Below are 578 nucleotides of genomic sequence, written 5' to 3' on the forward strand. Positions count from 1 at the left end.
TCCGCAAGCTGATGCCGCCGATCCCGGAAGGTTCCGCCGCATTTGTCGACAAGGTGCCTCATAATTATCAACGTGCTGGCTTCTTGCTTTCCGCGTTTCCTACTGCCCGCGTGATCAACATGATGCGCGATCCCCGAGATGTGGGGCTATCGAAGTGGATCAGGCGTTTCCCGGCTCCGGGTATGCGCTATGCGTCAAACCTGAAAGCAATCGCGCATTCGGCCAACCTCTACCGGCGGTACATGGCGCATTGGGACAAGGTGTTCGGCGACCGCATCCTGACGATCCCGTATGAACAGCTCGTCTCGGACCCCAGGACCTTTAGCCAGAAAGTCGCTGCGTTCTGCGACATCGCGTGGGATGAACGGATGATGCATCCCGAAGAGAATACCAAACAGGTCCTCACCGCCAGCATCGATCAGGTCCGCAAGAAAATCTCGACCAGTTCCATCGGCGGATGGCGCGAGGTGGCGGATCATATCCAGCCGATGCTTGACGGATTTGATCCCCAGCTTTGGCCGGAATACGATCTCGACTGAATGCAAAAGGCCGCCCGTACAGGCGGCCTTTGTTTTGTA

1 protein-coding gene is annotated in these 578 nt (G+C 57.1%); it reads left to right on the top strand.

Annotated features, from left to right (window positions below; genetic code table 11):
- Window positions 1–539 (top strand): sulfotransferase family protein (locus tag ACR0E6_RS22790; RefSeq protein WP_480587696.1); only part of this gene is annotated, 539 nt, incomplete at its 5' end.
- Between the last annotated feature and the right edge of the window lie 39 nt (window positions 540–578).

It is taken from the genome of Ruegeria sp. AP12, from assembly GCF_056540025.1.